The organism is Bradyrhizobium sp. AS23.2 (genome assembly GCF_001908185.1).
Lineage (GTDB): Bacteria > Pseudomonadota > Alphaproteobacteria > Rhizobiales > Xanthobacteraceae > Bradyrhizobium.
Window position 1 is genome coordinate 32,878 of sequence record NZ_LGHM01000005.1, and the last position, 25,191, is coordinate 58,068.

Genomic DNA, 25,191 nt, shown 5'->3' on the forward strand with positions numbered 1-25,191 from the left:
AAAAGTAGTATGTGGACGGTTCTGAAACCGGCGCGTCGGCGATGCGGCAAACGCCTGCTTGAAGCGCCTGCTTACAGGCCGAAGCGGGGCAGGTCGCCGTTGTGATTCGAGATCTCGGCGCTCGCCATCAGGAGACGGTCGATCGCGGCCATCAGGCGGGCGAACAGCGAGGAGGAGGGCGCGAACGCGACGGAAGCGGTCTTGGACATCTGAATTCCCTTTTCTTGAGACGGTCAATATTGCTGTCTCATTTCGTGGGGAAATTTATGTATACCAGATACCAATGTCCATATGCTTGTTTGCATGGCAGCATGCGGGATGTCGCATTGCAGCATAATGTCGCGGTAGTGGGGCCGTCTCGGGCCTAAGGCTGCAAAAAGGGCCCGAAACCGGATGCCAGCCCCCAAAGAAGCCTCTTCGAGCAAAGATAGTCCCGGAATCACGCGCGACGCGTGCGTTCCGTCCGACGCGGACGGAGCAGTCGCGGGGCGGACTGGGGCGCGGCTCAAGGAACCGGCCTTGGCAGGGCAGTTCAAAGCCGGTAGTGGTCTGCCCCCTTTTTCCAATCAACTGTCAGAGTGGTTCATGTCGAGCGCCTCGCCCGCCGTCTCGATCGGCATCGATTTTGGGACCAGCAATACGGTCGTCGCGCTTGCGGCGGACGACCGCCGGGTCGAGGCCATCCGCTTCGACCACGGCGGACAACGGCACAGCGTCTACGTGTCGGCCCTGTGCTTCTGGGAGGACCGGCCCGGCGCCGGGGCGCAGGCCGAAGGCGGCCCGTGGGCGATCGAGCAGTTTCTCGAAGGACGCCACGTCTATCGCTTCCTCCAGTCGTTCAAGACCTTCGCTGCGAGCAGCAGCTTCAACACCACCCAGGTGTTCCGGCAGCGCTACAAGTTCGAGGATATTTTGGCGGCGTTCCTGCGGACGCTGGCGCGCCATGGCGGGGACAGGTTCGGCTTCGAGACGTCGACCATCACGGTCGGCCGCCCGGTGCGCTTCGCCGGCGGCAATCCCGACGAGGCGCTGGCGATGCAGCGCTACCGGGCCGCGTTCGAGCGCCTGGGCGCAGGCCATGCGCGCTATGTCTACGAGCCCGTGGGAGCCGCGTTCTCCTTCGCGCGTCGGCTGGAGCGCGATGCCACCGTGCTGGTTGCGGATTTCGGCGGCGGCACCAGCGATTTCTCCGTGATGCGTTTCTCGCGCGCGGGCGGCCGTTTGCGCGCCGAGCCGCTCGGCCATGCCGGCATCGGGATTGCGGGCGATACGTTCGATTACCGCATCGTCGACCACGTCGTCTCGCCGCGGCTGGGAAAGGGCTCGAGCTTCCGCTCATTCGACAAGGTGCTGCCGATCCCCAACAGCCACTACACCAACCTCGCGCGCTGGCATCAACTCGCGATGATGAAGAGCAACGGCGATCTGCGCGAGCTCAGGGAGCTTTCGCGCTCCGCGCTGAAGCCGGCTCTGCTTGAGGATTTCATCACCATTGTCGATCTCGACCTCGGCTTTTCACTGTACCGCGCGGTGTCCGATGCCAAGGTGGCGCTGTCGGGGCAGGACCAGGTGGACTTCCGCTTCAGGGGAGGCGGGGTCGACATTGGCTCGACCATCACACGGAAAAACTTCGAAGCCTGGATTGCCGACGATATCGCCCGGTTAGGTGCCACCGTCGACAAGGTGCTGGGCGAGGCCTGCATCACCGCCCGCGAGGTGGAGAAGGTGTTCCTGACCGGCGGCACGTCTTTCGTGCCTGCGGTCCGAAAGCTGTTCGCCGAGCGGTTCGGCAACGACCGTTTGATGTCGGGGGACCAGTTCGAGTCGATCGCCTACGGCCTCGCTTTGATCGGCCACAGTCCCGACCCGGATCGATGGACGGCAAGTGGCGGGCTCGAGTCGACGGTGGGCGCGTAGCAGTCGTTCACGACTGGCCGCAAGTTCCAGGCGCTCTACGCAGCGCCAATCGAGAGCGGACGTTGAAGATGACGCGTCATCAGCGCTGCTGCCTCCGCGTACCGGCCGGACTCCAGAACGTCCAGCAGCCGCAAATGCTCCGCAATGTGGCGGCGCATGCCATTCCGATCGGCGAAACTGCGATAAGCGAACAATCGCCGGATTGAATTTACGCGCCGAAGCGATTCCACGAAAAATGGATTGCCGGCGCCGCGCGCGATCTCCTCATGAAACTCACAGCCGAATTGGTAGACTTCACCGACTGTCATCTTCTCGAGCTCGCCGGCAAGAATCCGTTCCTGGCGCTGGCGCAGACGATCGATAACGTCCGATCCTAGTTGGTAGCCCGGCTGCATGATCGCGGCCGGTTCAATCACAGCCCGGAAAGCTGCGACCTGGGCTTGTGCTTCGGGGCTCAAGACGGTCTCGGTGAAACGCCAGCCATAGCCGGGCAGGCGTGCGATCCAGCCTTCGACTGCGATGCGATCGAGCAGACGCTGCAATTCGGTGCGGCTGAGCGAGTAGCGGCGCATCAGCTCGGCCTCGGTGACGTCGGTGGGCAGCCGCCTTGCGAGCAGATCGGCCGCGACGGCGGCGTAGGATTTTTCCGCGCGGTTCCCCGCCGCGATCGCGGATCGCGCAGCGCCGGTGCCGGGGCTTCTGGTCAACACGAAGCCGCGGTTCGGTTCTCCGCGCGCAAATCCAGCAGCCTCAAGCGCCTTCAGGCCCAGCCGGATAGGGGCGCGTGACACGTCGAGCGCGTCAGCGAGCTTTTGCTCGATGAGCCTGTCGCCCGCCTTCATGCCGTCTCGCCGGGCCAAAGCCAGGATGAGGCCCGCCAGATGCTCTCCTCGATCCGAACCATTGCCGGCTGGACGTTGTCGTGAGGATTCAGAAGCGGACATGGTGGCAAGCTCGGAATTTTCTGGCTTGACAGACCGTACCGCGAATTGTTCTTTTATACAATAATATACAATTATGGGAGGGGTGCCGGATGGCCCGGGCGCCCAATGTTCATATCTGCGAGGTCGCCGCGCGCGACGGTTTGCAAAATCTGGACGTCTTCGTTCCGACAGAAGCGAAGTGCGAGCTCATCGACGCGATTGCCGCCGCGGGCATTAGTGAGATCGATGCCGGCTCCTTCGTGCCGCCGAAGGTGGTGCCGCAATTCGCTGACGTCGACGCCGTGATGGCGCATGCGGTCCAGCACAAGAGCGCGACAATCGGTGCTCTGGTGCCCAATTTCAAAGGCGCGGAGCGAGCGATCGCCGCGGGTGTCGGCGCCATCTATTTCGTGATCTCGGCCAGCGAGAGCCACAACCTCGCCAATGTGCGCCGCACGATCGAGGAGCAACTCGAAGGCTTTCGCGCCGTGCGCACGGCGCTGGATGCCCTTCCGATCGCGGGGCGTCCGCGCCTGATGGGGGCCATCGCGACGGCGTTCGGCTGCTCCATCGAGGGCCAGATCAAGGAAGCTGCGGTCGGCCGGCTGGCGCGCGGCTTTGCCGAAGCGGGTGCCGACGAAATCGGCCTCGCCGACACCGTCGGCTATGGAACGCCGGGTCTGATCAAGGACATCGTTCGCGTCGCGCGGGACGAGATCGGCTCACAGATACCGCTCAGGCTGCACCTCCACGATACGCTTGGCATGGGTCTCGCCAACGCCGTCGCGGGCCTCGATGTCGGAATTCGCCGCTTCGATGCTGCCGTATCAGGCCTCGGCGGATGTCCCTTTGCGCCGGGCGCGCGCGGCAATGTCGTTACCGAGGATCTCGTCTTCATGCTCGAGCGAGTGGGGCTTTCGACCGGGATCGATCTCGATCGCTTGATGCAGACCCGCGAAATCCTCGCTCGCCATATCGCGCCCAGGCACCTGACCGGACACCTGCACGAGGCGGGAATCCCGAAGGCGTTGCGGAGCGCCGCATGAGTCCTGTGCTTGACAAAACGCCACTTCGCCCGCTTGAAGGCGTGCGCGTCGTCGAGTTCAGCCAAATGGTCATGGGCCCGAGTTGCGGGCTGATCCTTGCCGATCTCGGCGCCGACGTGATCAAGGTTGAACCGACGAAGGGGGATCGCACTCGCTCTTTCAAAGGGCCGGCATCGGGCTTCTTCAACACCTATTGCCGTAACAAACGGAGCATTGCCCTCGACACGTCGACGCCCCGGGGCCAGCAACTGGCGCGACGGCTCATCGAGAGCTGCGATGTGCTCATCGAGAATTTCCGGCCTGGGCTGCTGAAACGTATCGGGCTCGACTACGATTCTGTTGCGAGCTTTGCGCCCCGGCTCATCTATTGCTCGCTCAAGGGATATCTACCGGGGCCCTACGAGAATCGCCTTGCGCTGGACGAGGTGGTCCAGATGATGGGCGGGCTGGCCTATATGACGGGCCTGCCGGATAGGCCGATGCGTGCGGGCGCCTCCGTCAACGACGTCATGGGCGGCATGTTCGGTGCGATCGCGATCCAGGCCGCTCTTGCCGAGCGGCAACGAACTGGTCGTGGCCGCTACATCCAGAGCGCATTGTACGAAAACAACGTGTTCCTGATGGCGCAGGCCATGATGTACGAAACCGTTACGGGCGAGCCGTCGACCCCGTATTCCGTCAAGCAGAGCCCATGGCCGGTCTATGACCTCTTTGACACGCGCGATGGCTCGAAACTCTTCGTCACCATTGTCGGTGAGGAGCAATGGGGCGCATTTTGCCGCGCGTTCGACCGCGAGGCGTGGTTGAGCGATCCGCGCTTCGTCACCGGCCAGGATCGAGTCGATCACCGGGATTGGTTGATCCCGGAGATCGCCAAGATATTCGCTCAGTGGGACAAATCGGATCTCGCGGCGAAGCTCGATCAACTTGATCTGCCCTATGCGCCGGTCAACAAACCGGGCGATCTGTTCGACGATCCTCATCTCAACGCATCCGGTGGATTGATCGACATCAAGCTGCCGGATGGACGCCTCGCCAAAACACCGCTGCTGCCGGTTTCGATGGATGGGCAGCGCCTGCCGAACCGCTACGATCCGCCACAGATCGGTGAGCATACCCGCGACGTGCTGACGGAAATCGGCTGTACGCCACACGAGATCGCAGAGCTGGCAGCGACGGGAATTGTCACGGCCAGGCCTGAAGCGGCCTGACCGCAGCATCAATGAAAACAATACCTGCGAGGAGGAATGCATGAAGATCACGCGCCGCGAAGCTCTCATTGCGGGCTCGGCCTTCGCCGCTACGGCCTTTCCGCGGGTGCTGAGCGCTGAAGAGAAAGTTGCAAAGCTCGCTTTTGGGCCTGTCTCGCCAGTCTACGCGATCGGCATGATCGCCGAGTTGAAGGGGTACTTCAGGGACGAGGGACTCGATCCAAAGCTGGTCGCCGGCAATTCCGGCACGTTTGGACGCCAGACGCTCGCTGCGGAGCAAGCGATGTTCGCGCATGGCGATGCCAGTCATCCCCTGCAGCTTTCGGCGCGGGGCAAGCCCTGCAAGATACTGCTCGCGACCGAAATGGTGTGCTCCTACGCCAACATCGTCGTTCGAAAGGATCTCTACGACAGCGGCATCACATCCGTTGACAAGCTGGCGGCCTACAAGCGGGCCAACGACGCCAAGCCGATCGTTGCCGCGACCGCAATCGGGTCGGGCACCTGGGTCTACGGCACCTATGTGTTCGAGGCGCGCGGGCTCGGCGACAAGGTGAACTGGGTTGCCGGCGGCGGTCCGAACACCATGTTCCCTTCGCTCGAGACCAAGCAGTTCGATGCCATCATGGCACCGCCGAGCTGGATCGTCGAAATCGAGAAGAAGGGTTTTGGGAAGGTGATTTACGACACCTCGAAGCCCGGGGAATTCGAAAGGGATTTTGGCGGCACGGTGCCGGTGCTGGTCATCTATGCACTCACGGATACGGTCACGCAGGACAAGGCGATGGTGCAGTCCTTCGTCAATGCCATCTACCGGGCCATGAAATGGATCAAGGCGTCCCCGCTCGCCGAGGTGCAGGCACTGGTTGCGCCGAAGTATTTCTCCGGCGTGGATCCCGATGCGGTCACTGCCGAGCTTGGATTCGACACGTCGACCTGGGCGTATGACGGGACCATAGACAAGGCCTCGTTCGAGCGCGGCGCCAAACCCTGGTACCGCAAGGGCACGGACATTCCAGAAGCCAGGTACGAGGACGTCGTCGACATGAGCTTCCTCGACGCGGCCAAGGCGAAATACAAGTGATGTCCGCAGGTCTCAGCCTTGCTCTTGCTCCGCAAGCGGGCAGCGCGGCGATCCGGATTGCGGTGCAGGGCCTGACGAAGAGCTTCAGCGCGGGCAGCGCGCAATTCACCGCGGTGGACAACGTATCCTTTGACGTGCGCCAGGGTGAATTCGTCGCGCTCCTTGGCCCCTCCGGCTGCGGCAAGAGCACAATTCTCAACATGGTCGCAGGTCTGCTGCCTCGTTCGGGGGGGACGTATTCTCATCGATGACGACGAGGTCGAGCCGGGCAGGGTGAACCGGAAGGTTGGTTACGTCTTCCAGCGCGATACGCTGTTTCCCTGGCGAACCGTCGAGCAAAATATCGGCTATGGACTCGAGATCGCGGGGGTCGCGAAGGCTGAGCGCGCCGACCGTGTCGCCAAAGCGGTCGAGCAGGCGGGATTGGACGGTTTCGGCCAGACGTTTCCGCGCATGTTGTCCGGCGGCATGCGCCAGCGGGTGGCCCTCATGCGAACGCTGATCCTGGAGCCGGAAATCCTGCTGATGGATGAGCCGTTCGGGGCCCTCGACACGCACACCAAGCTCGAGATGCACAAGACGTTGCTGGAGATATGGGAACGCGAGCGGCAGACCGTTCTCTTCGTGACCCACGATCTCGGCGAGGCGCTGACGCTTGCAAGCCGGATCATCCTGTTGTCCGCGCGGCCGGGACGATTGAAGGAAGATTTCGACGTCTCGTTCCCGCGCCCGCGCGACCCGGTTGGCCTTCGCGAGACCGCCGAGTTCGGTCGCCTCTATTCCCATATCTGGCATTCGCTTGGCGAAGAGTTTCGCCGAACCAAGGCAGACTGATCATGTCTTCCCGCCGCTCGGTCATCCTGTTCTGGCAGCTCGCGATCCTCGCCTTGACGCTCGTCATCTGGCAGTGGGGTTTCGAGTGGAGCAAGATGCTCCTGCCCAAAGCCTATGTCCCAAAGATCCTTGACCCATACTTCGTCGCCAAGCCGTCGCTGATCTGGGGCAGCTTCCTGCGTCTCGGCTGTTTCAGAGACCCCAGCGGCTTCCTCGCCTGTATTGGGAATAACGACAACAATCTCTGGATAGCCACTCTCGTCACGCTGAAGAACACGTGGTGGGGATTCCTGTTTGGCAGCGCTACGGGTATCGCGGCGGGCCTCGTTCTCGGGCGCTCCGACTTTCTCGCACGCGTGTTCGGTCCCTACGTCGTGGCGCTGAATTCGATTCCGCGCATTGCCCTGGTGCCGCTCGTCATCCTGATCTTCGGCCTCGGCGACCTGTCCAAGGTGGCGACCGCCTGGCTCGTGGTGTTCTTCGTGGTCTTCTTCAACACGTTCGAGGGAACACGCGCGGTCGACCGCGATCAGATCGCGGCAGCCCGTCTGATGGGCGCAAGCGAGTTCGCCGTTTTGCGAACGGTGGTGATTCCGTCTGCGTTGGCGTGGGTGTTCGCGTCGCTGCTTCCCGCGGTGTCGTTTGCGCTCGTCGGCGTCATCGTCGGCGAGTTCATCGGCGCCGAGCGCGGCCTTGGAAAGCTCATTATCGAGGCGGAGGCGCGTGCCAATGCCAGCGAGATGATGGTCGCGATCTTCATCATGATGATCGTCGGTATCGTGCTGGCCATGCTCGTGCAGGCGCTGCAATCATACCTGCTTCGCTGGCAGCCGCAGTTCGAAGGATCGGTGTAGGCAGCCACGAATTCGATATTCTCCGTCATTGCGAGCGCAGCGAAGCAATCCAGAATCGTTCCGAGGAGGGACACTGGATTGCTTCGCTGCGCTCGCAATGACGGCGTGGGTCGATCTGTGGAAACGATCGAACAGATCGACCCGCAGATGCTCCCTTTCACCCGGATCGCATCTCACGAGGCGATCCGGCCTAAGCGAGGCCACGCCGCGGCACGGCACCCGGCAGGACCTGCTACTGATTGATCTCGGGCTCGACGAGCCGGGCCAGGTTGCGCAGCGATTCCTGCCAGCCGAGATAACAGGCCTCCGGCGGAATGACGTCCGGTATGCCCGCCTGCGTGATGTCAAGCTCGGTGCCGACCGAGACCTTCTTCAGCGTCACGGTGACCTGAAGCTCGCCGGGCAGATTGGGGTCGTCGAATTTGTCGGTGTAGCGGAGACGTTCGCCCGGGACGAGCTCGAGATATTCGCCGCCGAAAGCGTGGCTGTCGCCCGTCGTGAAGTTGCGGAACGACATTTTGAACGTGCCCCCGACCTTGGGCTCCAGGTGATGCACGGTGCAGGCAAAGCCGTTAGGCGGAAGCCATTTCGCCAGCGCATCCGCTTCCAGGAAGGCGCGATAGACTTTCTCCGGGCGGGTGGCCAGAACGCGGTGCAGGCGGACAGTGCTGGGCATAATGGTCATCCTCATGAATTGATGGGCCCGACACCAGCGTCTGTTGCCCATTCATGCCCCGAGGACGAACGGAGGGTTGACGATCCGACAGGGCACCTCGGATTTTCTTGCTGAACCTTGTTGAGAGCGCTTGATCGCAAATCGAGGCCGGGTTGGGCGATCAACTGAAGCCACAATTCCGCTACCGTTCTTCGTTCAACTCCTGCGCGAAATCAGGGGGGACTTCCGTTGCGCAGCACGCTTTGGGCTTTCGCTGTCACACTCTGCTGTCTTGGCACACCCGCAGAGGCTGCGGGTATCCAGCTTCTCGAATCCGATCCGGCGCTGTCGGGTGCGATCTGGTATCCGTGCGCGTCGGAGCCGACACATGTGGTGCTCGGCCGCCTTTCGGTCGGGGCCGATTACGATCTGAAGGGCGTGAAGGATTGTCCCGTTACCGGTGCGAAACTCCCGCTCATCATCTTCTCGCACGGCCGGGGCGGATTTTTCGGTCAGCATCACGACACCGCGGAGGCGCTGGCCGATGCCGGCTTCGTCGTCGCCGCCATCAATCATCCCGGCGATACCTATAGCGACTCCTCGCGGCGGGACACGCTGTCCGTCTGGGGATCGCGCCCGGCGGACATGGTGCGCCTGCTCGATTTCATGCTGCAGAACTGGAAGGACAGGGCGGTGATTGATCCCGCCAAAGTCGGCTTCTTCGGTTTCTCGCTCGGCGGCTATACCGGCTTCGCGCTGATGGGGATCAAGCCGGATTTCGGCAGGCTCGCCAGCCTCTGCAAGGAGACCACCGGTAGCTGCGCCCAGCTTCACAACGGAGAGACGCCGCCTGATCCGCCGCATGACGCGCGCATCCGCGCCGCGGTGATCGTCGATCCCGCGCCCGTCGTCCTGACGCGCGAGAATCTCGTCGCCGTCAAGATCCCGTTCCAGTTCTGGCGATCGCAGTTCGGGGGGGCCGGGCGTGGGCGACGGTTCGGGCACGGCGCGCGTCGCGGACGGCCTGCCGGGCAAGCCCGAGGTTCATGTCGTGCCGGCCGGCCACTTTGCCTTCCTCGCGCCTTGCTCGGCCGAACTCGCGGCAGCCATCCCGCGCATCTGCACCGACGTGCCGGCGGGATTCGACAGGGCAGGGTTTCACCGCGAGTTCAACGCGGCGGTGGCGAAGTATTTTCGCGAGCAGCTAGGGGAGCACTGAGCGTCGTGATCGAGGGATAGCTAGAAACCTCGGGTCCGAGTTGCGACCGTTTCTTCGGATGATGGCATAATACCCCTGTTTTGCCCGACGCCTCAACGATTTTTCGGTAGATCAGAAATTCTCTTTGAGACCAAAGAGTTGACTACTGTGCATGGGGTTGTTTTTCAATTTTTTAGTTTGGACCTGCACCCCGTTGGCATTCTGATACAAAAAGGGCCGCCTCGAAGGGCGGCCCTTTCGCCTTAACGTTGCCGTATCGCTTACTCAGCGGCCTGCTTCTGCGGCGGGTCGAGTGCGCCGGACTTGTGGATATCGGCGACCTGATGGTCGCTGAAGCCGAGCACGCTGCGCAGGATCTCGTCGGTGTGCTCGCCGAGCAGCGGGGAGCGCTCCACGTCGCTCGGAGAATCCGACAGCTTGATCGGGTTGCCGACCGAGATGTACTTGCCGCGGGTGGGGTGATCGACCTCGACCACGGTGCCGGTGGCGCGCAGCGACTGGTCCTCGGCGATCTCCTTCATCGACAGGATCGGGCCGCAGGGGATGTCGTCCTTGTTGAGGATCTCCATCGCCTCGAACTTGGTCTTGGTCATCGTCCACTGTTCGATGCGGGCGAAGATCTCGTTGAGGCGCGGCAGGCGGGCCGGCGGCTTGGCGTAGTTCGGGTCGGTCTTCCAGGTCGGCTCGCCGATCACGTCGCAGATCTTCTCCCAGACCGGGGCCTGGGTGATGAAGTAGATGTAGGCGTTGGGATCGGTCTCCCAGCCCTTGCACTTCAGGATGCGGCCGGGCTGGCCGCCGCCAGAATCGTTGCCGGCGCGCGGCACGGCATCGCCGAACGGAATGCCTTCGCCGAACTGGCTGTACTCCTTGAGCGGACCATGGGCGAGGCGCTGCTGGTCGCGCAGCTTGACGCGGGCGAGGTTGAGCACGCCGTCCTGCATCGCAGCCGTGACGCGCTGGCCCCTGCCCGAGTGGGTGCGGTGATAGAGCGCGGTGACGATGCCGAGCGCGAGATGCAGGCCGGTACCGCTGTCGCCGATCTGCGCGCCGGTGACGAGCGGCAGGCCGTCGCGGAAGCCGGTGGTGGAGGCGGCGCCGCCGGTGCACTGCGCGACGTTCTCATACACCTTGCAGTCCTCGTACGGTCCTGGACCAAAGCCCTTGATCGAGGCGACGATCATCTTGGGGTTGATCGCCTGGATCTTCTCCCAGGGGAAGCCCATGCGGTCGAGCACGCCGGGGCCGAAATTCTCGACCAGCACGTCGCACTTCTTGATCAGCTCGGTGAGGACTTCCTTGCCCTTGGGGTTCTTGGTGTCGAGCGTGATCGAACGCTTGTTGTGGTTGAGCATGGTGAAATACAGGCTGTCCACGTTCGGGATGTCCTGCAGCTGGCCGCGGGTGATGTCACCCACGCCCGGGCGTTCCACCTTGATCACGTCGGCGCCGAACCATGCGAGCAGCTGCGTGCAGGTCGGTCCGGACTGGACGTGGGTGAAGTCGAGAATGCGAACGCCCGAGAGCGCTTTGGTCATCATATTGCTCCTGTTACCACTCTGTTTCCGTCATGCCCGCGAAGGCGGGCATCCAGTATTCGTTGTCGTTTCAGTTGGGCTCAGTGCTCGCCACCAAGGATGGTCCGGCGATTACTGGATTCCCGCCTGCGCGGGGAATGACCCGGCGGTTGCTTACTTCTTCTTCTGCAGAACGCTCTGCGGATTGAGGTTGCCGATGCGGCCGCTCTCCGAACCTGCGGCCGGATCGATGACCGCGTTGATGAGCGTCGGCTTGCGTGAAGCCATCGCCTCGTTGACGGCGCGCTTGAGCTCGTCGGGCGAGGTGGCATTCACGCCGACGCCGCCGAAGGCTTCCATCATCTTGTCGTAGCGCGCGCCCTTGACGAACACCGTCGTTGCCGGATCGGCGTTGGCGCTGTTGACGTCGGTGCCGCGATAGATGCCGTCATTGTTGAAGATGACGACGCAGATCGGAAGGTTGTAGCGGCAGATGGTCTCGACCTCCATGCCGGAGAAGCCGAAGGCCGAGTCGCCTTCCACCGCGAGCACGGGGTTGCCGGTCTCGAGCGCGGCCGCGATCGCCTGGCCCATGCCGATGCCCATCACGCCCCACGTGCCGACGTCGAGACGCTTGCGCGGCCTGTACATGTCGATGACGCCGCGGGCGAGGTCGAGCGTGTTGGCGCCCTCGTTGACGAGGATCGCCTCGGGATGGTCCTTGATGACGTTCTTCAGCACGCCGAGTGCGCCGTGATAATCCATCGGCGACTTGTTGTTCATGAGCTTCGGCGCCATCTTGGCGACGTTCTCTTCGCGCTTGGTCGAAACAGCCTTGGTCCATTCGGCCGGCGGCGCGGTCCAGCCCGAAGCCATTGCCTGGTTGAAGGCGGAGACGACCGAGCCGATGTCACCGACGACGGGCGCGACGATCTCGACGTTGGAGTCCATTTCCCTCGGCTCGATGTCGACCTGGATGAACTTCTTGGGTGCTTCGCCCCAGGTCTTGCCCTTGCCGTGCGAGAGCAGCCAGTTCAGGCGGGCGCCGATCAGCAGCACGACGTCGGAGTCTTTCAGCACCGTCGAGCGGGCCGCGCCGGCGCATTGCGGATGCGTGTCGGGGAGGAGGCCCTTGGCCATGCTCATCGGCAGGAATGGCACGCCGCTCTTTTCGACGAAGCTCTTGATCTCTTCATCGGCCTGCGCGTAGGCGGCACCCTTGCCGAGAATGATGAGCGGACGCCTGGCCGCCTTGAGCACGTCGAGCGCACGCTTGACCGAAGCGGGCGAGGGGATCTGCGCGGGCGCGGCATCGATCACCTTGACCAGCGATTTCCGGCCGGCATCGGCGTTCATCACCTGGCCGAACAGTTTTGCCGGCAGGTCGAGATAGACGCCGCCCGGACGGCCCGACACCGCGGCGCGGATGGCGCGGGCGAGACCGATGCCGATGTCCTGAGCGTGCAGCACGCGATAGGCCGCCTTGCACAGCGGCTTTGCGATCGCGAGCTGGTCCATTTCCTCGTAGTCACCCTGCTGGAGGTCGACGATCTCGCGCTCGGAGGATCCCGAGATCAGGATCATCGGGTAGCAGTTGGTGGTGGCGTGCGCGAGCGCGGTGAGACCGTTGAGGAAGCCGGGCGCGGAGACGGTGAGGCAGACGCCGGGCTTCTTGGTGAGGAAGCCGGCGATGCCCGCCGCGTAACCGGCGTTCTGCTCGTGGCGGAAGGAGATCACACGAATGCCGGCGGCCTGCGCCATGCGGCCCAAATCCGTGATCGGGATGCCCGGCACATTATAGATGGTGTTGATGCCGTTCAGCTTGAGCGCGTCGATGACGAGATGAAAACCATCCGTCAATTCCTGCTCGGTGCCCGGTGCTTCGGACTTGGTCGCGGTATTCAGCATGGGCCTTGTCTCCCTGGTCTCAAGGTGCCGTTTTAGGCTTGGGGGCGAGTGGTTCGCCCTTCTGGTGAGCGTTGCTAGGTAAAGAGTTCCTGGCCGTGCGCCTCGACGTAAGCGGCAAGGCCAAGGGTGTGGTCGCGGGCGCGCTTCTCGGCGAGTTCGGTGTCACGCGCCTCTAACGCTTCGATGATGCCGAGATGCTCGGGCAGGGAGGTCGCGGTGCGGTCCTTGCGCCCGATCGTCAGTTGCCGATAGCCGCGCACGTGCAGCAGCAAATCATTGGTGAGGTCGACCAGCACGGGGGATTCCGACAGCGAGATCAGCGCCTGGTGGAAGGCGATGTTGGCGCGCGAATATTCCTCGACGTGATCCTCGGGCAGGCGATCCTTGCCGAAATCCTTGAAGAAATCACGCAGCGCCGTGATGTCCTTCTTGCGTGCAGTGGTGGTGATGAGGCGGGCCGCCATGCTCTCCAGCGCCGCCCAGGCGCGGATCATGTCGACGATCTCGCTCTTGGTCCGGCGCACCACCATGATGCCGCGGCGCGGAACGGTCTTCACGAAACCGTCCTGCTCGAGCATCGCGATCGCTTCGCGGATCGGGGTCCGGCTGACACCCAGGCGTTCGGACAGCGCGCGCTCGTCGAGCATCACCGGCTCGGGCGTCGAATAGATGTCCATCTTGAGGATGGCTTCCTTCAAGGCGTCATACGCCTTGTTCTTGAAGCTGCTCTCCGGGGCAATACGAACGATTGCGATATCTGCCTCGGCCATGTTCGGCAACGCCTTGGTTGGTTTCCGCAGTGACACGACGAATCTCCTCCAGTGGGAGTCGTCTTTTACAGGATTATTGACGGGAAAGTTTTTGGCATACCACATGCCAGAATGTCAAGCCGCCTATTTTTTGCGGCGTTCCAAGACATGCCGTGGCTTGACAAGTTGGCTTCTGGCATACCAAATGCCATCGCCAGCCATTTTTGATCCAAGGCGGCGGAGTAGTCTTGGCTTTATGCCACTCCGTTCCGCGACATGGAACAGAGCGCGGCGAATGGCAAGCATCACGGGCAGCCGCAACACGCGCGCGCTTTGAAAAGAACGAACTGAGGTCAAGGGAGAAGCCACATGTCCAATTCCAAAGATGCCGTCCGCAAGGTGCTCGACCAGGTCAAGGCGGACAACCGTACCAGCCTGACCGCCCCCGAAGGCAAGCTGGTCTGCGACGCCTACGGCATTCCGGTGCCGAAGGAGGGCGTGGCGAAGTCGGCGGGCGAGGCCGGCAAGATGGCGTCCTCGATGGGCTTCCCGGTGGTGATGAAGATCGTCTCGCCGGACATTCTCCACAAGACCGAAGCCGGCGGCGTCATCGTCGGCCTCAAGACGGCTGAAGACGCCGAGAAGGCCTACGAGACCATTCTCGGCAACGCCAAGAAGTACAAGGCCGATGCCAAGATCGAGGGCGTCCAGGTGCAGCAGATGCTGGCTGGCGGCACCGAAGTCATCGTCGGCTCGATCACCGACGGCTCGTTCGGCAAGCTCGTCGCCTTTGGCCTCGGCGGCGTGCTGGTCGAAGTGCTGAAGGACATCACCTTCCGCCTCGCGCCGGCGACCAAGGAAGACGCGCTCTCGATGCTCGACGGCATCCAGGCGCATGAGATTTTGAAGGGTGTTCGCGGCGGCGAGCCGGTGAACCGCAACGCCCTCGCCGACGTCATCGTCAAGGTCTCGCAGCTCGTCACGGATTTCCCTGAAATCGTCGAGCTCGACCTCAACCCTGTCTTCGCGACCCCGAAGGATGCGACGGCCGCCGACGTCCGCATCGTCGTCGACTTCGCCTTCAAGCCGAAGCCGAAGCCGCGCCCGACCGAAGAGATCGTTGCGGCGATGAACCGCATCATGCAGCCAAAGGCGGTCGCCGTGGTCGGCGCCTCGGCCGAGGATGGCAAGATCGGCAATTCCGTGATGAAGAACCTCATCAACGGCGGCTACAAGGGCGACATCTATCCGATCCATCCCAAGGCCGCCGAAATCCTCGGCTACAAGGCGTACAAGAGCGTCAAGGACGTGCCTGGCGTGATCGACGTCGCGGTGTTCGCGATCCCCGCGAAGTTCGTGGCGGCGGCGCTCACCGAATGTGGCGAGAAGAAAATCCCGGGCGCGGTTCTGATCCCGTCGGGCTTCGCCGAGGCCGGCGCGCCGGAGCTTCAGGCCGAGATCGTCGAGGTCGGCAAGAAGTACGATATCCGCCTGATGGGGCCGAACATCTATGGCTTCTACTATACGCCCGCCAATCTCTGCGCGACCTTCTGCACCGCCTACGACGTGAAGGGCCACGCGGCGCTGTCGTCGCAGTCGGGCGGCATCGGCATGGCCATCATCGGCTTCTCGCGCTCGGCCAAGATGGGCGTCTCCGCGATCGTCGGTCTCGGCAACAAGTCCGACATCGACGAAGACGATCTGCTCGCCTTCTTCGAGCAGGACCCGAACACCAATTTGATCGCGCAGCACTGCGAAGACCTCAAGGACGGCCGCGCCTTCGCGGAAGCCGCCAAGCGCGTCTCCAAGAAGAAGCCGGTGGTCGTGCTCAAGGCCGGCCGCACGTCGGCCGGCGCCAAGGCGGCCTCGTCGCACACCGGCGCGCTCGCCGGTAACGACCGGATCTACGAGGACGTGTTCAAGCAGTCCGGCGTGATCCGCGCCCGCTCGCTGCGTCAGCTGCTCGAATTCGCCCGCGGCGTGCCGGTTCTGCCGACGCCGAAAGGCGAGAACGTCCTGATCATCACCGGTGCGGGCGGCTCGGGCGTGCTGCTGTCGGACTCCTGCGTCGACAACGGCCTGTCGCTGATGTCGATGCCGCCGGATCTGGATGCGGCGTTCCGCAAGTTCATTCCGCCGTTCGGCGCGGCCGGAAATCCTGTGGATATCACCGGAGGCGAGCCCCCGATCACCTACGTCAACACGGTGAAGCTTGGCCTCTCCGACGACCGCATCCACGCGCTGATCCTCGGCTACTGGCACACGATCGTCACACCGCCGATGGTGTTCGCCCGCAACATGGTCGAGGTGAAGAAGGAGATGGAGGCCAAGGGCTTTGTGAAGCCGATGGTCGCCTCGCTCGCCGGCGACGTCGAGGTCGAGGAAGCCGCCGAATATCTCTACCAGCACGGAATCCCGGCCTACGCCTATTCGACCGAGCTGCCGGTCGAGGTTCTCGGCGCCAAGTACAAGTGGGCGCGCGGGGCAGGGCTGCTCTGAGCCGACGATGCTGCTTCGGCTCTATCTGGAGCGGATGTTTGTTTACCTCTCCCCGCGTGCGGGGAGAGGTCGAATTGCGAAGCAATTCGGGTGAGGGGGACTCTCCACGAGTCTAACTGTCACCGTCCTTGCGGAGACTCCCCCTCACCCTAACCCTCTCCCCGCAAGCGGGGAGAGGGAAAAGAGATAGGGCGAGGGAGAACGGTCAGGTCGCGATGAGCAAGAACGTGATCCGGCGCAAATCGATCGAGCCTCGATCGACATCGGAGGCGGACCGCGATGGCGGCGTGCAGTCCGTGGACCGCGCGCTGTCGATCCTCGAGACCCTCGCCGAAGACGACGAAGGCTATCGCCTCAGCGATCTCGCCGTCCGCACCGGCCTGTCGGTCTCCACCGTGCACCGCTTGCTGGCAACGCTGGAAAGCAGGCGCTTCGTGCAGTTCGACCGCGCCGAATCCAAATGGCATGTCGGCGTGCGAAGCTTCACGGTCGGCGCGAGCTTTGCGAGGCGGCGCAATTTCAGTGCGCAGGCGATTCCTTACTTGCGCAAGCTGCGTGATCTCACCCGCGAAACCGCCAATCTCGCCGTCGTCGACGACGAGTTCATCATCGTTCTGACCCGCATGGAGAGCCGCGAGATCATGCGCTCGCTGACCAAGGTCGGCGGCCGTGTCGCGATGGTGACGTCGGGCGTCGGCAAGGCGGTGCTCGCGACTTATTCGGACGAGGACGTCGGCGCTGTCATCCGCCATCACGGCATGCCCCGCCTGACCGAGAAGTCGCTCGTGCGGCCGAGCGACCTGTTCAAGGAGCTCGAAAAAATCCGCAAGCAAGGCTACGCGCTCGACGATGAAGAGGCCTGCATGGGCCTGCGCTGTATTGCCGCAGTTGTCTACAACGACTGCGCCGAGCCGCTCGCGGCGATCTCTGTCTCCGGCATGACCAGCCGTCTGACCGATGAGAGGTTGCCGGAAATCGGGCAAATTGTGCGCGATGTCGCTGGTGAGCTAACGATCGCGCTCGGCGGGGTGATGCCGACGTCCTGCTAACGAGGAGCCCGGGCTGTCGCTGGACAGCATCTGTCATTTTGGTTGATATGCGACCAAACGACACAATGCGGCAAACGTCCGCACGAGCCTGGAGAATGCCCTCATGTTTCAATTTTCCGCGCGCCTTGTCGGCGCAGCCGTCGCGCTGACCCTTGCGCTGGGCACGCCGACCTTTGCCGAGCAGCAGCTCGAGCTCAAGCTGATGGCGCCCGCGGCACCGGGCGGTGGCTGGGACCAGACTGCGCGCTCGATGCAGCAGGCGCTGGTCGCTTCCGGCGTTGCGCGCAGCGTGCAAGTCACCAACGTTCCCGGCGCAGGTGGCAGCGTCGGCATCGCGCAGTTCGTCAACGGCGCGAAGGGCGATGGCAACCAGATGATGGTCAACGGCTTCGTCATGGTGGGCGCACTAGCCATGAACAAGTCGCCAGTGACGCTCGAGCAGGTGACGCCGATCGCGCGGCTCACTGAGGAGATCCAGGTGATCGTGGTGCCGGCGAATTCGCCGATCAAGACTGCACAGGATCTGGCCGCCGCGGTGAAGGCCGATATCGCCAAGGTGACCTTCGCCGGCGGCTCGGCCGGCGGCGTCGACCATGTGATGGCGGCGTTGTTCGCGGGCGCCGTCGGCGCCGACGCGAAGAAGATCAACTACATCCCGTTCTCCGGCGGCGGCGAGTCACTGGCGGCGATCCTCGGCGGCAAGGTCACCGCGGGCATTTCGGGGCTGAGCGAATATGAAGGACAGATCAAGTCCGGCAAGCTGCGCGCGATCGGCGTGACTTCGGAGAAGCGCATCGCAGGTAGCGACATCCCGACGTTTAGGGAGCAGGGCATCGACCTCGTGATCGCCAACTGGCGTTCGGTGGTCGCGCCTCCCGGCGTCACGCCGGAGCAGCGCAAGACGCTCAGCGATGCGGTCGAGAAGATGGTGAAGTCGGATGCCTGGAAGGAGATCCTCAAGCAGAAGGGCTGGGAGGACGCCTATCTCGGCGGCGACGCTTTCGCCGACTTCCTGAAGAAGGAAACAGTGCGCGTCACTGACGTGCTGAGGTCGGTCGGCCTCGTCAAGTCATGACCTCAGGCGATCCCGTCCAGCCGCCGCGGCGCGTCGATCGCGCCGGCATCGTCATCGCTGCATTGCTCGCGGCCACCGCTGCGGTGCTGGTCTGGGACGCGCGCGGCCTGCAATCCACCGCGATGTACGGGATGGGGCCGGAGGCGATGCCAGTCGTGGTCGCCAGCGGCTTGGCGCTGCTCGCGATCGGCAATTTCGTCGATGCGCTGCGCGGTAGCCTGCCGGCGCGCGAGAGCGCCGATCCCGTGCCGGTGGTTCTGATTCTCGTTGGCCTCGCGCTGCTGATCGCCATCATCGGGTTCGGCGGCGGCTTCATCCTGGCGACCTCGGCCCTGTTCGTCACGACGTCCGCGGCATTTGGGCGTCGCGCCATCCTAGTCGACAGCGTCATTGCCATCGTGATGTCGACCCTCATCTATCTCGCGTTCGACCGCCTGTTGACGCTGAGCCTTCCGACCGGCCCCCTGGAGCGACTGCTGTGATGGACACCTTTGCCGCGCTGGCCCACGGCATGGCGGTCGCCGTCCAGCCGATGAACTTGCTTTATGCGCTGATCGGCGTGTTCCTCGGCACAGCCGTTGGCGTGCTGCCCGGCATCGGCCCGGCGCTGACGGTCGCGCTACTGCTGCCGGTGACGTACAAGCTCGACCCCGGCGGCTCGCTGATCATGTTTGCTGGCATCTACTATGGCGGCATGTATGGCGGATCGACCACGGCGATCCTGATCAACACGCCCGGCGAGAGCGCGTCGATGGCGACAGCGCTCGAAGGCAACAAGATGGCCAAGGCCGGCCGCGGCGGGCCGGCGCTTGCGACATCCGCGATCGGCTCCTTCGTCGCCGGCACCATCGCGACCATCGGACTCGCCTTTCTTGCGCCGTGGCTGGTCGATTTCGCCGTGCGCTTCGGCCCTGAGGATTATTTTGCGCTGATGTGCGTCGCCTTCGTCACGGTGTCGGCGACCTTCGGAGATTCCCCGATCCGCGGCCTGACCAGCCTGTTCATTGGCCTGACGCTCGGCCTCGTCGGCATCGACAAGCTGACCGGCCAGGCGCGGCTCGCGTTCGGTGTTCCTGAGCTGCTCGACGGCGTTGAGGTGACGACGCTTGCGGTCGGCCTGTTCGCGGTGGGCGAGGCGCTCTACGTCGCATCGCGCCGCCACCACACCGAGGAGAAGCTCGAGCCGGTGCGCGGCTCGCTGTGGATGACCAAGGAAGACTGGAAGCGGTCGTGGAAGCCATGGCTGCGCGGCACCATGTTCGGCTTCCCGATCGGCGCGCTGCCCGCGGGCGGCGCAGAGATCCCGACCTTCCTGTCGTATTCCACCGAGAAGCGGCTCACCAAACATCCGGAAGAGTTCGGCAAGGGTGCGATCGAAGGCGTCGCGGGACCGGAAGCCGCCAACAACGCCTCCGCCGCCGGCACGCTGGTGCCGCTCCTGACGCTCGGGCTGCCGACCTCGGCGACGGCCGCGATGATGCTGGCGGGATTCCAGCAGTACGGCCTCAACCCGGGGCCGCTGCTGTTCGCCGAGCGGCCCGATCTCGTGTGGGGCCTGATCGCGAGCCTGTTCATCGCCAATTGCATGCTGCTCGTGCTCAACCTCCCGCTGGTTGGCCTGTGGGTGCGGCTGCTCGCGATCCCGCAGCCGTGGCTCTATGCCGGCATCCTCGTCTTTGCGACGATGGGCACCATCGCCGCAAAACCGTCGATGGTCGAATTGTCGATGCTGGCCGGCTTCGGCGTGCTCGGCTTCCTGATGCGGCGGTTCGATTTTCCGATCGCGCCAGTCGTCGTTGGCCTGATCCTCGGCCCGATCGCCGAGAGCCAGTTGCGTCGCGCGCTCGCGATCAGTCTCGGTGATCCCGTGACGCTGGTCCAGAGCCCGATCTCAGCCACGCTGCTTGCAGTGGCGCTGATCGCGCTGCTGGCACCCTTCATGTTGAAGGGGCTCGGGCGGTTCAAGGCGAACGAGGATTAGCGGAACCCTTGATCCGGCGCGCTTGCCCAATGCGTAAGCAGGAGTGCCGTTTTATTTGAGTTGCCCGTGACGCTCGCCGGGCGCAACCATCGCTGGGCTGTTCCCGTCAAACGAGAGCTCCCATGACAAAACTCACCCGCTTTGCCGTCGCGCCGCTGCACAGTATGACGCGGCGCCTTGCTGATGTCGCCTCAGCGCGCGTCGCTCCGGATCTCGTCGTCACGGGGGCACGGGCGCTCTCGACCTATTCGGAGCGCATCCACACAAACCGCGAGGTCTGGATCGCCGGCGGCCGCATCGCGGCGGTCAAGCCGGCCGGGACGGCGAAGAAGGTCTGGAGCGGCGTCCCGCTTTACGACGCGGCCGGCGGCATCATCGCGCCGGGCCTCGTCGATCCGCACATCCATATCGAATCCTCGATGGTGACGGCCTGTGCCTATGCCGAGGCCGCGCTGCTCAACGGCACCACGACGATCTTCTGCGACAGCCACGAGATCGGCAACGTCATGGACGTTGCCGGCGTCGAGGCGATGCTGGAGGACGCGCGTGAGGCGCCGCTCTCGATCTTCTTGACGGTGCCGTCGACTGTCCCTGCGACCTCGGCCGAACTCGAGACTGCGGGCGGCGACCTCACGCCGGACAAGATCGCCGCCCTGTTCGACCGCTGGCCGGAGGCTGTCGCGCTCGGTGAGAAGATGGATTTTGTGCCGGTGACGATGGGCGACGAGCGCAGCCACGCGATCCTTGCCGCCGCCTTGAAGCGCGGGCGGCCGGTGTCCGGCCATGTCTACGGCCGCGAATTCGTCGCGGCCTATGCGGCGAGCGGCGTCACCGACACGCACGAGGCGATCGACCGTGACATCGCCGACGACCTGCTCGATGCCGGCGTCTGGGTTTTCCTGCGCGGCGGTCCGCCCACGACGCCCTGGCATTCTCTACCGCAGGCGATCCGCACCATCACCGAGCTCGGTGCCTCGCACAAGCGCACGGCTGTGTGCACCGACGACCGCGACGCCGACGATCTCCTGCTGTTCGGCCTCGACTGGGTGGTGCGCGAGGCGGTGAAGGCGGGGGTGTCGCCGGAGCAGGCGTGGTCGATGGGCTCGTTGCATGGCGCCACTCGCTTCGGCATGGAGGGCGATATCGGCGGGCTCGGCGGTGGCCGCCGCGCCGATCTCGTGCTGATGGACGATCAGCTCAAGCCGCAATGCACCTGGTATGGCGGCGAGCTCGTCGTCGAGCACGGCAGGATCACGCCGCGGCTCGATCAGGCGCTGTCGCAGCGCTATCAGTATCCGAAGGCGGCCTATGCGACCGTGAAGCTGCCGGAGAAGGTGAGGCTGACGCCGGAGCTGCCGGCGAAAGCCTGCACCGTCAACGCGATCAAGACCGCGCTGCCGGGTATCACGCTGATCCATGAGAAGGTCGCGATCGAACCCGCAAATGATTGGCCATCGTTGTTTGAGCGCTACGGCCTGTGCTTTGTCACGGTGGTCGAGCGCCACGGCAAGTCGGCGGGCAACGTCGCCCATGGCCTGCTGAAAGATTTTGGCCTGAAGCGCGGCGCCGTCGCCTCCAGCGTCGGACATGACAGCCACAACATCATCGTCGCCGGGACCAATGAGGCCGACATGCACGTCGCAATCGCTGCGATCAAGGCGCAGCAGGGCGGTGTCTGCGTCGTCGCCGAGGGTGAGGTGAGGGCGCTGGTTCCGCTGCCAATTGCAGGCCTGCTTTCCGACAAGCGCGTCACCGACGTGGCCGAAGAGGTCAAGGCGCTGAAGAAGGAATGGGCGGACGCCGGCTGCACCATCCCCTACATGGGCTTCAATTTGATTCCGCTATCGGTCATTCCGGAAATTCGCATCACAGACAAGGGCCTCGTGCTGGTGCCGCAGATGGAGCTGACTCCGCTGTTCGAGTGATCCGCTTTCACGCATCTCTCGATCTAACCGATTGAGACCGCCGCGATTTTTTCGCGGCTGCCGCATCGTGGAAAATAATATCGATCTCGTTGAGATCGTATCTTTGGCGCCCGATGATCTCGCTCGCTGACGCAACTTAAGCGAGGTCCGATATGGCGAAGATGCGAGCCGTCGATGCAGCTGTGCGAATCCTGGAGAAAGAAGGCATCTCGACCGCCTTCGGCGTTCCCGGGGCCGCGATCAATCCGCTTTACTCGGCGCTGAAGAAGCGCGGCTCGATCCGCCACATCCTCGCGCGCCATGTCGAGGGCGCCTCGCACATGGCCGAAGGCTATACGCGGGCGAAGGCTGGCAATATCGGCGTCTGTATCGGCACGTCGGGGCCGGCCGGCACCGACATGATCACCGGGCTCTATTCGGCGATCGCCGATTCCATTCCGATCCTCTGCATCACCGGCCAGGCGCCGCGCGCGAGGCTCTACAAGGAGGATTTCCAGGCCATCGACATCGAGTCGATCGCAAAGCCCGTGACGAAGTGGGCGGTGACCGTGCGCGAGCCGGCACTGGTGCCGCGGGTGTTCAGCCAGGCGTTCCACGTCATGCGCTCGGGCCGGCCGGGCCCGGTGCTGATCGACATGCCGCTCGATGTGCAGCTCGCCGAGATCGAGTTCGACGACGAGACCTATGAGCCGCTGCCGGTCTACAAGCCGGTCGCGACGCGCAAGCAGGTCGAAAAGGCGCTGGAGATGCTCAATGCGGCCGAGCGCCCGCTGATCGTCGCGGGCGGCGGCATCATCAATGCCGACGCTTCGGACCTGCTGGTCGAATTCGCCGAAATCGCCAACGTGCCTGTCGTGCCGACGCTGATGGGGTGGGGCGCGATTCCCGACGATCACGTGCTGATGGCCGGCATGGTCGGGCTTCAGACCAGTCACCGCTATGGTAACGCGACGCTGCTCGAGTCCGATTTCGTGCTCGGCATCGGCAATCGCTGGGCCAACCGCCACACGGGCTCGGTGGAGACCTACACCAAGGGCCGAACCTTCGTGCATGTCGACATCGAGCCGACCCAGATCGGTCGCGTGTTCAATCCTGATCTCGGCATTGTCTCGGACGCGAAGGCCGCGCTCGAGCTCTTCGTCGCCGTCGCCAGGGAGTGGCGCCGGACAGGCAGGTTGCGCGAGCGCCAGGCGTGGCCCGCGGCCTGCCGCGAGCGCAAGCGGACGATGCTGCGCAAAAGCCATTTCGACAGCGTCCCGATCAAGCCGCAGCGCGTCTATGAGGAGATGAACAAGGCCTTCGGCCGCGATACCGCCTATGTCACCGTGATCGGCCTGTCGCAGATCGCCGGCGCGCAATTCCTTGGCGTCTACAAGCCGCGCAACTGGATCAATGCCGGGCAGGCCGGGCCGCTCGGCTGGACCTTGCCGGCGGCGCTCGGCGTGCGCGCGGCGTGCCCTGAGCGCGAGATCGTCGCGCTCTCCGGCGACTACGATTTCCAGTTCCTGATCGAGGAGCTCGCGGTCGGGGCGCAATTCAATCTGCCTTACATCCACGTCGTCGTGAACAATTCCTATCTCGGCCTGATCCGGCAGGCCCAGCGCGGTTTCGACATGGACTATCACGTTCAGCTCTCCTTCGAGAACATCAACGCGCCCGAGATCGGCGTCTACGGCGTCGATCATGTCGCCGTCGCCGAAGGCCTCGGTTGCAAGGCGATCCGCGTCACTGATCCCAAGGACACACAGGCGGCGTTTGCCACGGCGCGCGAATTGATGGCGAAGCACCGCGTGCCCGTCGTTGTCGAGTTCATCCTCGAACGCGTCACCAACATCGCGATGGGCACGGAAATCGACAACATCGTCGAGTTCGAGGAGGTGCTGGACCTCCCGCTCGACGAGGTCGAGCGCGCGCACTCCGGCCTGTTGCAGCCGGCTGAATAGGGAGGACGGCATCATGCCGAAATTCGCCGCCAACCTCACCATGCTCTTCAACGAGATGCCGTTTCCCGAGCGCTTCGCCGCGGCGAAGGCGGCCGGCTTCAGCGGGGTCGAATATCTCTTTCCCTACGATTTCGACAAGGCGCTGTTGCGCGAGCAGCTTGAAGCCCACGGGCTGACGCAGGTGCTGCACAATCTACCGGCCGGAAACTGGACGGCGGGCGAGCGCGGCATCGCGATCCTTCCCGACCGCACGGCCGAATTCCGCGACGGCGTGTTCCGCGCCATCGATTATGCTAAGGCGCTCGATTGCGAGCAGCTCAACTGCCTCGTCGGCATCGCGCCCGTTGATGCCGATCCGCGCGAGCTCAACGAGACGCTGCTGGGTAACCTGCGTTTCGCGGCCTCGACCCTGGCGCGGGAGAACATCAAGCTCCTGGTCGAGCCGATCAACACGCTCGATATTCCCGGCTTCTATCTCAGCGGCACCGAACAGGCAGTGCAGCTCATATCCGACGTGCGCTCGAGCAATTTGTTCATCCAGTACGACATCTATCACATGCAGATCATGGAGGGCGATATCGCCCGCACCATGCAGGAATATCTCGACCGCATCGCCCATATCCAGCTCGCCGACAATCCCGGCCGCCACGAGCCCGGCACCGGCGAGATCAACTATCCCTTCCTGTTCCGCCATCTCGACGCGATCGGCTATCGCGGCTGGATCGGATGCGAATACAAGCCGCGCACCACGACGCTGGAAGGCCTGTCCTGGCACGCAGCGCAGACCTTCGAGACCTGAGGA

At 63.8% G+C, this 25,191-nt stretch carries 22 protein-coding genes; 16 read left to right on the plus strand and 6 right to left on the minus strand.

Annotation, left to right across the window (positions count from 1 at the left end):
• Nucleotides 1-71: 71 nt before the first annotated feature.
• Nucleotides 72-209 (minus strand): hypothetical protein, encoded by a 138-nt coding sequence (locus tag AC630_RS45125; protein WP_167561105.1) that lies wholly within the window; start codon nt 207-209, stop codon nt 72-74.
• A 376-nt stretch (nt 210-585) separates the two neighbouring features.
• Between AC630_RS45125 and AC630_RS00535 the strand changes: the two genes are divergently transcribed.
• Nucleotides 586-1,917, plus strand: a complete 1,332-nt coding sequence (locus AC630_RS00535) for an Hsp70 family protein (protein WP_074116562.1) — start codon at nt 586-588, stop codon at nt 1,915-1,917.
• 35 nt (nt 1,918-1,952) lie between these two features.
• On the opposite strand, the gene AC630_RS00540 is transcribed toward AC630_RS00535, so the two are convergent.
• The gene (locus AC630_RS00540; protein ID WP_245330213.1) at nt 1,953-2,759 is read right to left on the minus strand and encodes a GntR family transcriptional regulator; all 807 of its coding nucleotides are present in this window, start codon (nt 2,757-2,759) and stop codon (nt 1,953-1,955) included.
• 191 nt (nt 2,760-2,950) lie between these two features.
• Between AC630_RS00540 and AC630_RS00545 the strand changes: the two genes are divergently transcribed.
• From AC630_RS00545 to AC630_RS00565, 6 genes are read left to right on the plus strand one after another with little or no spacing between them, the layout of a single operon-like run.
• On the plus strand, nt 2,951-3,886 hold the full coding sequence (locus AC630_RS00545; RefSeq protein ID WP_074116563.1) for a hydroxymethylglutaryl-CoA lyase: 936 nt from the start codon (nt 2,951-2,953) through the stop codon (nt 3,884-3,886).
• Complete coding sequence (locus AC630_RS00550; RefSeq protein WP_083636083.1) at nt 3,883-5,097, plus strand: CaiB/BaiF CoA transferase family protein; 1,215 nt, start codon at nt 3,883-3,885, stop codon at nt 5,095-5,097. The genes AC630_RS00545 and AC630_RS00550 overlap by 4 nt, the downstream gene beginning before the upstream one ends.
• Before the next feature lie 40 nt (nt 5,098-5,137).
• A complete protein-coding gene (locus tag AC630_RS00555) occupies nt 5,138-6,181 on the plus strand; it encodes an ABC transporter substrate-binding protein (RefSeq protein WP_074116588.1) in 1,044 nt (347 codons plus the stop codon).
• On the plus strand, nt 6,181-6,432 hold the full coding sequence (locus AC630_RS47710; protein ID WP_283808374.1) for an ATP-binding cassette domain-containing protein: 252 nt from the start codon (nt 6,181-6,183) through the stop codon (nt 6,430-6,432). Before AC630_RS00555 ends, AC630_RS47710 begins: the two co-directional genes overlap by 1 nt.
• A 22-nt stretch (nt 6,433-6,454) precedes the next feature.
• Nucleotides 6,455-7,015 (plus strand): ABC transporter ATP-binding protein, encoded by a 561-nt coding sequence (locus tag AC630_RS00560; RefSeq protein ID WP_283808375.1) that lies wholly within the window; start codon nt 6,455-6,457, stop codon nt 7,013-7,015.
• Nucleotides 7,016-7,017: 2 nt separating this feature from the next.
• Nucleotides 7,018-7,869: an ABC transporter permease gene (locus AC630_RS00565; RefSeq protein WP_074116564.1), complete on the plus strand. Its 852-nt coding sequence runs from the start codon at nt 7,018-7,020 to the stop codon at nt 7,867-7,869.
• A gap of 232 nt (nt 7,870-8,101) precedes the next feature.
• Here AC630_RS00565 and AC630_RS00570 read toward each other — a convergent pair whose 3' ends face one another.
• A complete protein-coding gene (locus AC630_RS00570; protein WP_074116565.1) occupies nt 8,102-8,545 on the minus strand; it encodes an SRPBCC family protein in 444 nt (147 codons plus the stop codon).
• A gap of 228 nt (nt 8,546-8,773) precedes the next feature.
• On the opposite strand from AC630_RS00570, the gene AC630_RS00575 reads away from it, so the two are divergent.
• Complete coding sequence (locus AC630_RS00575) at nt 8,774-9,763, plus strand: alpha/beta hydrolase family protein (protein ID WP_245330214.1); 990 nt, start codon at nt 8,774-8,776, stop codon at nt 9,761-9,763.
• 240 nt (nt 9,764-10,003) lie between these two features.
• Here the strand turns inward: AC630_RS00575 and frc are convergent, their stop codons facing one another.
• The 3 genes from frc to AC630_RS00590 form a co-directional block, all read right to left on the minus strand.
• Nucleotides 10,004-11,281 carry a formyl-CoA transferase gene (frc, locus tag AC630_RS00580; protein WP_074116589.1) on the minus strand — a complete coding sequence of 426 codons (1,278 nt, stop codon included), beginning with the start codon at nt 11,279-11,281 and terminating at the stop codon, nt 10,004-10,006.
• 153 nt (nt 11,282-11,434) lie between these two features.
• Nucleotides 11,435-13,168, minus strand: coding sequence for an oxalyl-CoA decarboxylase (oxc, locus tag AC630_RS00585; protein WP_074116566.1), 1,734 nt, complete (start codon nt 13,166-13,168; stop codon nt 11,435-11,437).
• 74 nt (nt 13,169-13,242) lie between these two features.
• Complete coding sequence (locus tag AC630_RS00590) at nt 13,243-13,938, minus strand: GntR family transcriptional regulator (protein WP_162250091.1); 696 nt, start codon at nt 13,936-13,938, stop codon at nt 13,243-13,245.
• Nucleotides 13,939-14,286: 348 nt separating this feature from the next.
• Between AC630_RS00590 and AC630_RS00595 the strand changes: the two genes are divergently transcribed.
• The 8 genes from AC630_RS00595 to hyi all read left to right on the plus strand — a co-directional run bounded on the left by AC630_RS00595 (nt 14,287) and on the right by hyi (nt 25,188).
• Complete coding sequence (locus AC630_RS00595) at nt 14,287-16,416, plus strand: acetate--CoA ligase family protein (protein ID WP_074116567.1); 2,130 nt, start codon at nt 14,287-14,289, stop codon at nt 16,414-16,416.
• 215 nt (nt 16,417-16,631) lie between these two features.
• On the plus strand, nt 16,632-17,465 hold the full coding sequence (locus tag AC630_RS00600) for an IclR family transcriptional regulator (RefSeq protein ID WP_074116568.1): 834 nt from the start codon (nt 16,632-16,634) through the stop codon (nt 17,463-17,465).
• A gap of 103 nt (nt 17,466-17,568) precedes the next feature.
• Nucleotides 17,569-18,540 (plus strand): Bug family tripartite tricarboxylate transporter substrate binding protein, encoded by a 972-nt coding sequence (locus AC630_RS00605; protein WP_074116569.1) that lies wholly within the window; start codon nt 17,569-17,571, stop codon nt 18,538-18,540.
• The gene (locus AC630_RS00610) at nt 18,537-19,022 is read left to right on the plus strand and encodes a tripartite tricarboxylate transporter TctB family protein (RefSeq protein WP_074116570.1); all 486 of its coding nucleotides are present in this window, start codon (nt 18,537-18,539) and stop codon (nt 19,020-19,022) included. The genes AC630_RS00605 and AC630_RS00610 overlap by 4 nt, the downstream gene beginning before the upstream one ends.
• Nucleotides 19,022-20,521 (plus strand): tripartite tricarboxylate transporter permease, encoded by a 1,500-nt coding sequence (locus AC630_RS00615; RefSeq protein WP_074116571.1) that lies wholly within the window; start codon nt 19,022-19,024, stop codon nt 20,519-20,521. Before AC630_RS00610 ends, AC630_RS00615 begins: the two co-directional genes overlap by 1 nt.
• Before the next feature lie 122 nt (nt 20,522-20,643).
• Nucleotides 20,644-22,446: an adenine deaminase C-terminal domain-containing protein gene (locus tag AC630_RS00620; protein ID WP_074116572.1), complete on the plus strand. Its 1,803-nt coding sequence runs from the start codon at nt 20,644-20,646 to the stop codon at nt 22,444-22,446.
• Between the two features lie 152 nt (nt 22,447-22,598).
• Entirely contained in the window at nt 22,599-24,389 is a 1,791-nt protein-coding gene (gene gcl, locus AC630_RS00625) for a glyoxylate carboligase (RefSeq protein ID WP_074116573.1), read from the plus strand.
• Between the two features lie 13 nt (nt 24,390-24,402).
• Nucleotides 24,403-25,188, plus strand: a complete 786-nt coding sequence (gene hyi, locus AC630_RS00630; protein WP_074116574.1) for a hydroxypyruvate isomerase — start codon at nt 24,403-24,405, stop codon at nt 25,186-25,188.
• Nucleotides 25,189-25,191: the final 3 nt, after the last annotated feature.

What these genes read in the sequence shown, in the direction of transcription:
- AC630_RS45125 (WP_167561105.1), bottom strand. Translation starts at nt 209, where the DNA reads ATGTCCAAGACCGCTTCCGTCGCGTTCGCGCCCTCCTCCTCGCTGTTC.
- AC630_RS00535 (WP_074116562.1), top strand. Translation starts at nt 586, where the DNA reads ATGTCGAGCGCCTCGCCCGCCGTCTCGATCGGCATCGATTTTGGGACC.
- AC630_RS00540 (WP_245330213.1), bottom strand. Translation starts at nt 2,759, where the DNA reads ATGAAGGCGGGCGACAGGCTCATCGAGCAAAAGCTCGCTGACGCGCTC.
- AC630_RS00545 (WP_074116563.1), top strand. Translation starts at nt 2,951, where the DNA reads ATGGCCCGGGCGCCCAATGTTCATATCTGCGAGGTCGCCGCGCGCGAC.
- AC630_RS00550 (WP_083636083.1), top strand. Translation starts at nt 3,883, where the DNA reads ATGAGTCCTGTGCTTGACAAAACGCCACTTCGCCCGCTTGAAGGCGTG.
- AC630_RS00555 (WP_074116588.1), top strand. Translation starts at nt 5,138, where the DNA reads ATGAAGATCACGCGCCGCGAAGCTCTCATTGCGGGCTCGGCCTTCGCC.
- AC630_RS47710 (WP_283808374.1), top strand. Translation starts at nt 6,181, where the DNA reads ATGTCCGCAGGTCTCAGCCTTGCTCTTGCTCCGCAAGCGGGCAGCGCG.
- AC630_RS00565 (WP_074116564.1), top strand. Translation starts at nt 7,018, where the DNA reads ATGTCTTCCCGCCGCTCGGTCATCCTGTTCTGGCAGCTCGCGATCCTC.
- AC630_RS00570 (WP_074116565.1), bottom strand. Translation starts at nt 8,545, where the DNA reads ATGCCCAGCACTGTCCGCCTGCACCGCGTTCTGGCCACCCGCCCGGAG.
- frc (WP_074116589.1), bottom strand. Translation starts at nt 11,281, where the DNA reads ATGACCAAAGCGCTCTCGGGCGTTCGCATTCTCGACTTCACCCACGTC.
- oxc (WP_074116566.1), bottom strand. Translation starts at nt 13,168, where the DNA reads ATGCTGAATACCGCGACCAAGTCCGAAGCACCGGGCACCGAGCAGGAA.
- AC630_RS00590 (WP_162250091.1), bottom strand. Translation starts at nt 13,938, where the DNA reads ATGGCCGAGGCAGATATCGCAATCGTTCGTATTGCCCCGGAGAGCAGC.
- AC630_RS00595 (WP_074116567.1), top strand. Translation starts at nt 14,287, where the DNA reads ATGTCCAATTCCAAAGATGCCGTCCGCAAGGTGCTCGACCAGGTCAAG.
- AC630_RS00600 (WP_074116568.1), top strand. Translation starts at nt 16,632, where the DNA reads ATGAGCAAGAACGTGATCCGGCGCAAATCGATCGAGCCTCGATCGACA.
- AC630_RS00605 (WP_074116569.1), top strand. Translation starts at nt 17,569, where the DNA reads ATGTTTCAATTTTCCGCGCGCCTTGTCGGCGCAGCCGTCGCGCTGACC.
- AC630_RS00610 (WP_074116570.1), top strand. Translation starts at nt 18,537, where the DNA reads ATGACCTCAGGCGATCCCGTCCAGCCGCCGCGGCGCGTCGATCGCGCC.
- AC630_RS00615 (WP_074116571.1), top strand. Translation starts at nt 19,022, where the DNA reads ATGGACACCTTTGCCGCGCTGGCCCACGGCATGGCGGTCGCCGTCCAG.
- AC630_RS00620 (WP_074116572.1), top strand. Translation starts at nt 20,644, where the DNA reads ATGACAAAACTCACCCGCTTTGCCGTCGCGCCGCTGCACAGTATGACG.
- gcl (WP_074116573.1), top strand. Translation starts at nt 22,599, where the DNA reads ATGGCGAAGATGCGAGCCGTCGATGCAGCTGTGCGAATCCTGGAGAAA.
- hyi (WP_074116574.1), top strand. Translation starts at nt 24,403, where the DNA reads ATGCCGAAATTCGCCGCCAACCTCACCATGCTCTTCAACGAGATGCCG.